We start from the raw sequence: 9089 nt of genomic DNA on the forward strand, positions 1-9089 counted from the left end.
CATGCCTCACTCTTGAGCTCACCCGCTCATTGGAGACGCCATGACCTCTCATGATTACCGTGTCCTGCTCACTGCCGACATCGAGAACTACGGCAGTCGCGGAGACGCCCAGCAGCGAACCCTTCAGTCTGGGCTGATCACGGCCGTTGACACGGCGGCGGACCGCGCCGGTCTGGACCGGCAGTCGTGGCTGCGTCAAGTCGGTGGAGACTCTCTGACCGCCGTCCTCCCCGCCGAGCCCGGCCCTCTCGTCACCATTCCACTCCTTCTCGATCAGTTCTTGACAGGGCTAGACCTCGCCATTGCGTTGCACAACAGCCGTCGCGCCGACCCCACCTGGTCTCGGATGCGGGTACGGCTGGCCGTACACGTCGGGCCGCTGTTCTTGGACGGCGAGGCTGGATGGCCAGGACAGCACGCAGTACAGCCCGCGCGATTACGAGATTCGGCGCCGATCCGGGCCGCACTCGACACCTTCCGCGACGCCGACCTAGCGCTGATCATCTCGCAGGATGTGTTCCGCGACTACGTGTCACAGGGGCCGGGGCGGCCGAGACCGTCGGAGTTTCTGGAGGTGGCAGTGGCGGAGAAAAAGCAGGCCTACCAGGCGTACCTGTATGTGCCGCACTTCGACGTCCGTGACCTGGAGCTTGCCGCTCCTTCCCTCTCCCCCTCAGGCAACGACGCCGCGTCCCCTCAACCGTCCTCGACGATCGGATCAATCAAAAACCGGGTGAAGGGAGGCGACGTGCACATCGCGCAGCGAGACATGAACGTCACCTATGACTCGAAAAGGAGGGGGAAGTGAGCGACTCCCCACCCGAGCAAACGGGGTCCGAGGCCTCACAGCCGGAAGACTTACGGCTCAAGGACGTTTCTTCCGAGGAAGAAGACGAGACGTCCTACGAGCCGGAGGTCAACCAGTCGATCCGCAGTGAGATGACTGCCTCTGGGCAGGAGTGGCTTGAGCGCAGGCAGAGCCTGGACGACTTGTTTGCTGATGAGCGGCCCAGCGCCGGCACCCGCGACTGGATCGGCCGCGTGACCAACCGAATCAAGGACGGGAATGTCTACGTTGCCCAGCGCGATATCCACGTGGACCAGGGGCGCGTACAACCGACAGCGACGATACATGAACTGACGGAAAACGACATTAAAGAACTGCGGCGAACGCTGGTATCGACCCAGTCACAAGCGGAAGCACGCAGGATGCTTGATAGCGAACGCCTGGTCCTCCTTGCTGGTCCAGCGGAGACCGGAAAGGCGACCGTCGCCCTGGCTGCGCTGCTGGACTGGGGCCGTAGGGCGAGCTGGATCATTCCGCACGGAGCGAGTACGCCGAATCCCCGTGATTGGAAACTGGAATCAGGCCATGGTTACTTACTAGATCTGGTCGATACCCCCGACTCCGTCGACAGAGTAACTACGAATCTCAAGCGCGCTGGCGTCAGCGCTGACTGCAGGGTGATCGTCCTTGTGCCCGAGCACACTAGATCCGCGGTTGCGCCAGTGATAGATCACGATCCACCATCAGGCAACAAGGTCTTCGCCAAACATCTATCGATCCAGGCAGATGGTGCGCGGCTTGCTCCGGAAGATCAGCAACTCCTGAATGAGGAGATTCGCGCATACTCCGCACCCTGGCAGATGGTTGGGCTGGCCAAGCAAGTGGCGGCCACCATACAGGCCGGCACCTCCATCGAGGAGATGCTGGATAAACGGTTTCATCGAATGCGGGCGAAGGTGGGCATCGACCTTGACAAGCGCAGACCGACCCTGGGTCGTTGCTTCATGACAAGTATCGCTGTACTCCACGGACTGCCTGAGGCAGAAGTCTCCGGTGCGGCTTTAGCCCTAGCTGAGCGGCTCGATGAGAAATGGCGTCGTGATCACTCACCAAGACCGGTCCAGCTCTGGGAGAAGCTACCCCTTTGGCTGGATTACGTAGACGCCGAGGCTGTGCCAGCCGGGCCTGGTGGCGGGCGGACCATAAAATTGAGACGCCCGAAGCTGGCGGCCATCATGCTCCGCGTCATTTGGGAGGATCAACCGACCATCCGCGATTCCCTGGTCGACTGGCTGCTCTCGCTCGGCGGTGAAGGATCTTGGCATACGAGGATCAGGGTCGGGCACGCTGTCGGGAAGCTTGCCACATTCGACTTCGACATCGTGGATGAGCGGTTTTTACGGGTATGGAGTCGGTCCCGCCGCACCCAGGATTACCAACTTGCGGCCCTGGCCCTGGAGGCTGCTGCCGAGGATCCGTCACTGACACGCCGCGTGCATCTCCATCTCCAGTTGATGATCGGGGGACGGGATGCGGAAAAGGCGATCGCGATCCGCGCCTACGCCTCGTCAGTAGGTCTCTCCGCGCCAGATCAGGCCCTTTCCGCGTTCAGGAGTCTGGTCTTAACTAAGGGTGCAAAATTCCATCAGGATGTCGCCCAGTCCATCGCCTACCTATATCGAGTGGGCACCAGCCACGTCATCCTGAACCACCTCGCAGACTGGGTGAGCGACGGAGGTCCGGCGGGGCGTCGCGGCGCCGCTCTCGCCTTCGCACGGCTAGCAGCACCGATTAGCCCTACCCCTGAGCGGCCGCATCTGAGCCGACTCGATCCTCATCCCTCCCTGGTAACGCTCTGGCGTAACGCGCTCAGCTGTGAAGAACAGGGCCGCCTGGTTGTGCCCGAATCCTGGGACTTGCTGCTGAGCGAATGGCTGCGGCACTACAACGAGCGGCCAACCGTACGAGAGGTCGCGGACAAAATCTTTAGCCTAGCGGATGGACGAAACGCTAGGCGAGCACTGTTCTATCTGCGCCTCTGGCGTCACCAAGACGAGATACCTGCCGACCTTTACTATCACCTGCGCCAACTCGTTCACAGGAGCTAACCTCATGCGCAATTGGCTAGAACCCATGCTCTACCGTGCCCAGCAGAACGAGCCCGAGGCTGTGCCGCCAATAGAAATACCGCCGTTCACATTTGCATCGCCCGCCAAAGATGACGCATACGACTTTTCCGTCACGTTGCATCGGACCGCGATATCGGCTGGGAAACGAGTCCGCGTCGTCTTCAACGACGAGATACCCGAGGCCGATATGGTCGTCCAACGCGCCTGTCAGGAGATACGACCGATTACCCGCCAGTTCGAAATCACCAAGGCGGGCGACGCGGAGCTGGCTGTGAACCAGCAATTGGCATCGATATCAAGCGCGCTGACAGGAGTCTACCGGTGGATGGTCAGAGCCGAGGTGAATGTCCCAGACGAAGTACGACAGCTCAACCGTGATGCTTACAGAAAGCAGCACGACATCAAGTCCGATGCCGCTGCATCGCTGCTACATATCGAGAGCACGGACAAGGTCAGGTTGAAGTGGCAGGAGTTTCTCTCTGCTGTGGAAGGGAGCGCAAGGGTGGTTCATGCGATCCGGCTGGCAGCTGATCAAACACAACTGCCACAGATCATTAAGGAGTTGGTTGAGGAGCGGGAACAGGGGGCGCAAGAGCTTCTCAGTACCGTCGACAGAATCATGCAGAGCTACCAGGCGGTAGACATGCTCCACTTCGTCGTCAGCAACGAGACAGTTCTACGTAGAACGCTGGAGCTTCTTGGCCTGCCCGTTCCACCGCTGGAGGACGAGGCAGTACTGGTAGGTGAGGTATGACACGCCCGCGAGATCAGGTATGAGCGAGGACGCACGACGAAGTAGTCCCGCTGTCACGGCGGAGGCGCGACGAGCGCGATGTTAATCAGCACCGCGCTCACCGTAGCTACCGTTCCAGTCAGGAGCAGCCAGAACCCCCAGCGGATGAGGCGGTACTTCTGACCGACGATCCAGCTAACCCTCTGCAGTTGATCAACGATCCGCTCCAGATCCAGCGTCGATGACTTCATCAGGGCGCTAGCCACGGCTGCAGTGGATTCAAGATGGAGTACGTCGGCGTAGTACATGACGGCGTCGTTCCCCTTCCTTCGGTCCAAACGCGGATAGACCGCGCCCGCGAGCACCACCACGGATGCCAGAGCCATCGCTGCCCCTGCCCACCAGAGCCATTCAATTGCGTTGGACATTGTGAAAGGTGACCAGCTTCCGGCGAGTAGGCCACCTGTAACGGCACCGAGCCCGATGCCTACGACGCCGAGAAGAACCTGAGCCTTCGTATCAGCCCGATTGAGCTCCTCACGGGCCTCTGTGAGTAACTGCGTCCCGTAGAGGCATGCATCTTCTTCGGCTGCTTCCTGTTGGTCGGGGACGGTTACGGCGAAGCCTCTTAAGAACCTGCGAAACACAGTGGACCTCCTGACTGGGGTGATCATAATCTGAGTGCTTCACGCTTGCTTTTGTGCAACGTGCTCAGGGATCGTGCTGAGGCGGCCCTTCGCTCTCTACGCGACCTCCATAAGTGCGACAGCTCTCACGATCGCCGCGCTTCTAATCCGATGGGCCTTCGTCCTCCTCGCTGTCTGAGTGTCCCGGCCGGGCCCGCCGAGTCAAGGGCGCCTGCGGCGTCGCTTCGCGATCAGCTTCGCTGACCCTTGACACGGCGGCCCCGTCCTGGGGGCCGGCAGCTACGAGGAGGACGGGGACGGACCAGGAGACGGGCCGCGCCGGCACCGGCCGGGGCAGGTCGCGGGCGTGATCGCCGGGCCATTAGCGGGCCATTAAGGGCGGTCAATAGGGGGTACTCGCGGTCACTCGCGGACTGCCTCTGGCCCAGGTCGGGGCCGTTGCCCCTGGTGATCAGGCCGATTTGCAAGCAGGAAGTCAGGGGTTCGAATCCCCTAGGCTCCACCCCACGTCAAAGGCCACCTCCCATGATCAGGAAGTGGCCTTTGTGATCTCGTACAGCAGCGAAATACAGCAACGACCTCGGTTGATCAGCTTCGTATCGGCCCGTTGACCGACTCTCTGTCCTCCAGACGGTCGCGGATGTCCTCAGTGTCTCCGTAGCCGAACTTCGAGGGACCGCCGAGGACGAGCCGGCAGCCAACGAGGAGCGACCCGAGGCATTCGACACGCTCAGGCTCGCGCTCACCGGGCATCCAGGCGCCCAAGCCGTCATCGGGACCGACAGATCTCCTGTCACGCGGAACGCCTGGCTCAGCTTCGCGAGCTTAAGGAGACTGTCTGGGACATGGTCCACGGCAGCCGCTACACCGAGCTAGCTCCCGTCCTCGCAGAACTGATCCCCGAGCTGGAGCGTGCGGTAAGGCTAGCGACCGACGATGAGCTCAAGTCCGACGCCCGCGAACAGCTTGCCGAGACCTACCAAGCAGCCGCAGCCATGCTGTCGAAGCTGGGGGAGAATGACGCGGCATGGGTCGCCGCAGACCGCGCAGCGTTCGTCGCCGAGTCGCTCAACGGGCCCTTGGCAGTCGCAGCGAGCCTGTTCCGCATGGCTCACGTCTTCTTGAGTCTGCGCCAGACACCACAGGCCTACGAAGTGGGATCAACGGCCAGCCGCGCCCTTGAATCCCGCATCAGCGCCGATCCCTCGCCGGAAGCGCTGTCGCTCTACGGCGCCTTTCAACTCGTTCTTGCTGTTGCCGCAGCGCGGGACAACGAGCGAGCCCAAGCACACAAGCATCTGGCGACGGCCCGGGAGACGGCCGAACGGATAGGGCAAGATCGAAACGACTTCGCGACCGAATTCGGCCCTACCAACGTACGTCGCGGACCGACGCTCGCGATTCACGCCGTCTCGATCGCCGTTGAGTTGGGAGACGCAGGGCAAGCGCTCGACCTGGCCCGTGACGTGAACACCTCCCGGATGTCCCACGAGCGGCAAGCCCGGTTCCTGATCGACCTCGCGCAGGCCCAAGCCATGCGCCGCCAGATCGGCGAAGCACTGCACTCGCTCCAGCAGGCCGAGCAGCTCACACCCGAGCAAACCCGCACGCACAAAGCCGCCCGCGACGTAGCCCGAGACCTCATCCAGCTCTCTGGAGGTCGCCCACGACCGGAGCTGCGCGATCTCGCCGAGCGATTCGGCGTGCTCCTGTAGATCGTGTCTAGTCCCATGAGATGCCTGACGTTTCTGTCCCAGGACACGGACGACAGGTGATCTAGGAAACATGGTCGACCTTGCGGGGCCGGTGAGCTTTGTGGTTCCGGATCGGGATGTCGGTGGTCCCAAGGTCTACCTGTTGGCCGCGCGCCCGCCCACCGGCGGGCTGCGGCTCTTCGGCCGGTCCCGCCGGCGGCGGCGCGCACCACGCCGACAAGCGGCGTGAGCATCAGATTGACGGCATTACGGCTTGTGCGGATGAAAGTCTCCCGGCTTGGTGGACGGTCATAGCCATGGGCACGCGCAGAGCCGATGAGACCCGGAAACCGGAAGGCGCCGATGGGCGAAGGAAGAGAGGGGCGAGGGAGGCGATCAGGGGCCGGGGTTCACCGAATCGTTTCGGAGCCAAATCGACGGGGACCCCTCCAGATCAGTTTGGGGGGCATGGGAGGGAGAATCGCGGGCAGGGGCGGTGCCCTCCCGAATTGGCGGGCCAGTGTAATTGCCCCCCAAACTGATCTTGCCCCGTCGATTCAGCACCACCGCAACGATTCGTCAAACCCCTCAAGCGCGTGCAGCAAGCGTGCGAGACGTGGTCGGAACGGGAGTATGGAGATGTCGAGTATCAGCGAGTACGACGAAGCCATGCCGAGAGTCCGCAAGCACCTGGAGCAGTTTGAGCGGGCGCTCAAGCTCGTTCGAACCACTCATCGAGGCCGGCCTATCAGCGAGGTGCTCGGAGCGCTTGACAAGGCATTCGAGGCTGAAGGTGCCCAAGTGTGGAACGACGTACGGGCCGAGGTAGCCCGGAGGTGATCTTGCGCCTTCTCGATGAACGCAAGGTGGACGTCGTCCTGGCCTGAAACATGACGAGTACGTTGGGTTCGCATCCCCTCCCGCCTTATCAACGGCACGGATGTTGCGAGCGTCAGTTGCCATCGGTAATGGCCCAGGGCGTGGCCTGTGCTGCTGTCCGTTGCCGTGACTGCCATCTGTCGTTCATGCCTGCGTAGCCGTGTTAATCAGCCTGCTCCCTAGCATCTGCGACGTGCGCCGCTGGCTTCCCGCGGCCCTCTCGGGCTCGGACTGCTGCCATCCCTCGGTGCTCGATTAGCCTCCGACGACTGATAGGCCACGGGAATGTCCGAAGAACGAAAGCAGACTCGAATCTCGCGCCGCAACGCGCTCGGCGTGTTCGGGGCGGCAGCCTCTGGTGTCGCGGCCGGGCCGATGCTGCTTGGTGCACGTGCCGCCGAGGCCGAGGCGTACCCGGCCTCGTCGGAGGTACGAAGCCTCAGGAACGGCTCGGGCTCCACGCCGGTCCAGGGCCTGCACCTCCAGTTCGGTGGCGACCCGCGCAGCCAGATGGTGGTCTCGTGGATCACTGATGAGGAGGTGAAGAACCCGCGGGTCGTCTACGGCACGCTCAACGGAGGCTTTGGGTCCACGGCGTCCGCGGTCACGAAGTCCTACACCGACGGACACTCGGGCAAGACCGTCTGGGCGCACCACGCGCTGCTGAGCAAGCTCAAGTCCGACACCGACTATCTCTACGCCGCCCAGCACGACGGCGCGATGCCGGACGCGGGCACGTTCCACACAGCGCCGTCGGGTCGAGCGCCGTTCACGTTCACCAGCTTCGGCGACCAGGGTTCGCCGACGGTGACGTGGAAGAACGGTTCGAACCCGGTCGACGCCTCGGGCCGCGACTTCGAGCCCAACGCCACTCCGGCCGCCGGTGACATCGTCACGGGCGTGGAGAAGGTCGGTCCGCTATTCCACCTGCTCAACGGGGACCTGTGCTACGCGAACAGCGGCCCCGACCGGGTTCGCACATGGAACCACTACCTGACCAACAACAGCCGCTCGGCGCGGTTCCGTCCGTGGATGCCGTGCGCCGGCAACCACGAGATCGAGGCCGGCAACGGCGTGCTCGGCTTCGACGCGTTCCAGACCTACTTCGAGCTGCCCTCGACCGAGACCGACCCCGAGCTGGACAACCTCTGGTATGCCTTCACGGTGGGCGCGGTCCGGGTCATCGCCCTGCAGAACGACGAGATCGCGCTGCAGGAGGGTGGCGACATCTACAACCGCGGCTACTCCGGCGGTCGTCAGCTCGCCTGGCTGGAGAAGGAACTCAAGGCGGCTCGTGCCTCCAAGGACATCGACTGGATCGTTGTCTGCATGCACCAGGTGATGATCAGCTCGGCGACCGCGGCGAACGGCCCCGACCTGGCGCTGCGTGAGGCGTACGGCCCGCTGTTCGACAAGTACGGCGTCGACCTGGTCGTGTGCGGCCACGAGCACGACTACGAGCGCTCGCTGGCCGTCCGTGGTGTCGTGCCGGGCAGCGCAACCCTCACGCCCAACCCGAGCCAGAGCGCCACCGACGTCGTCGAGAGCGAGTTCGGTACCACGCACATGGTCCTCGGCGGCGGCGGCGTCTCCGGCGTCACCAACACCAGCTTCACGATGGACGACTTCGACGGCCACGGCCACCACTCGGCGTACGTCCAGATGGAGCACGTCGGCAAGTACAACTCGGTCAAGGAGCAGGAGGCCGCGGTCTGGATCGGTGTCCGCGACGACATGCACCCCTACGGCTTCGCCGAGTTCGCCGTCGACCCAGGCCGCCACCCGGGCGACATGACCCGGATCTATGTCACCTATTACAACGTGATCACCCCGACAGGTGAGCTGAAGGTGTTCGAGCAGTTCACGCTGCAGCGCCGGCGCAGCGACGGCGGCAACCGCCACCACTAACCCCTTCGCCAGCAGCCTCAATCGTCGGACCCCCAGGGGTCGGGACCACGTCCCGGCCCCTGCTCGACAGTCGAAGAGATCGCAGCTGACGCCCTCGTCCGGGGTGGCAGGTTCGGCGAACCGCCGGTGCGGCGTTGAACACCAGTTGGTGGCTAGCGGCGGGCTGCGTGCTGATCGAGTCGCTCAAGAAGCGGGTGACCAACTGGGTGACAATCGGGATGGACACCAGCGGACGAGCGGGGACCGTGGTGGACGGTTCCGGCAGCTCAATCCCTATGAAGTGCCAGGCCAGAGGCCTGCGTTGGTTGCCTG

At 63.2% G+C, this 9089-nt stretch carries 6 protein-coding genes; 5 read left to right on the forward strand and 1 reads right to left on the reverse strand.

The genetic code is table 11. From position 1 onward, the window contains the following. The first annotated feature begins 40 nt into the window (after positions 1 to 40). The 3 genes from Mco01_RS34870 to Mco01_RS34880 are packed head-to-tail and all read left to right on the forward strand — an operon-like array spanning position 41 to position 3670. A complete protein-coding gene (locus Mco01_RS34870; RefSeq protein WP_204061083.1) occupies positions 41 to 808 on the forward strand; it encodes a hypothetical protein in 768 nt (255 codons plus the stop codon). Next, complete coding sequence (locus Mco01_RS34875; RefSeq protein ID WP_204061084.1) at positions 805 to 2895, forward strand: hypothetical protein; 2091 nt, start codon at positions 805 to 807, stop codon at positions 2893 to 2895. Before Mco01_RS34870 ends, Mco01_RS34875 begins: the two co-directional genes overlap by 4 nt. A 25-nt stretch (positions 2896 to 2920) precedes the next feature. Next, positions 2921 to 3670 (forward strand): hypothetical protein, encoded by a 750-nt coding sequence (locus Mco01_RS34880; RefSeq protein WP_204061085.1) that lies wholly within the window; start codon positions 2921 to 2923, stop codon positions 3668 to 3670. Positions 3671 to 3723: 53 nt separating this feature from the next. Here Mco01_RS34880 and Mco01_RS34885 read toward each other — a convergent pair whose 3' ends face one another. Beyond that, the gene (locus Mco01_RS34885) at positions 3724 to 4296 is read right to left on the reverse strand and encodes a Pycsar system effector family protein (protein WP_204061086.1); all 573 of its coding nucleotides are present in this window, start codon (positions 4294 to 4296) and stop codon (positions 3724 to 3726) included. 845 nt (positions 4297 to 5141) lie between these two features. Between Mco01_RS34885 and Mco01_RS34890 the strand changes: the two genes are divergently transcribed. Both Mco01_RS34890 and Mco01_RS34895 read left to right on the forward strand, forming a co-directional pair. Then, positions 5142 to 6011, forward strand: a complete 870-nt coding sequence (locus Mco01_RS34890) for a hypothetical protein (protein WP_204061087.1) — start codon at positions 5142 to 5144, stop codon at positions 6009 to 6011. 1143 nt (positions 6012 to 7154) lie between these two features. Beyond that, positions 7155 to 8777, forward strand: coding sequence for a purple acid phosphatase family protein (locus tag Mco01_RS34895; protein WP_204061088.1), 1623 nt, complete (start codon positions 7155 to 7157; stop codon positions 8775 to 8777). Positions 8778 to 9089: the final 312 nt, after the last annotated feature.

Origin of the sequence: Microbispora corallina (assembly GCF_016863035.1) — a bacterium.
Classification (GTDB): Bacteria; Actinomycetota; Actinomycetes; order Streptosporangiales; family Streptosporangiaceae; genus Microbispora; species Microbispora corallina.

Bases quoted from the DNA above. Each gene is read 5' to 3' on its own strand.
- Mco01_RS34880 (WP_204061085.1), top strand. From the start codon at position 2,921: ATGCTCTACCGTGCCCAGCAGAACGAGCCCGAGGCTGTGCCGCCAATA.
- Mco01_RS34895 (WP_204061088.1), top strand. From the start codon at position 7,155: ATGTCCGAAGAACGAAAGCAGACTCGAATCTCGCGCCGCAACGCGCTC.
- Mco01_RS34890 (WP_204061087.1), top strand. From the start codon at position 5,142: ATGGTCCACGGCAGCCGCTACACCGAGCTAGCTCCCGTCCTCGCAGAA.
- Mco01_RS34870 (WP_204061083.1), top strand. From the start codon at position 41: ATGACCTCTCATGATTACCGTGTCCTGCTCACTGCCGACATCGAGAAC.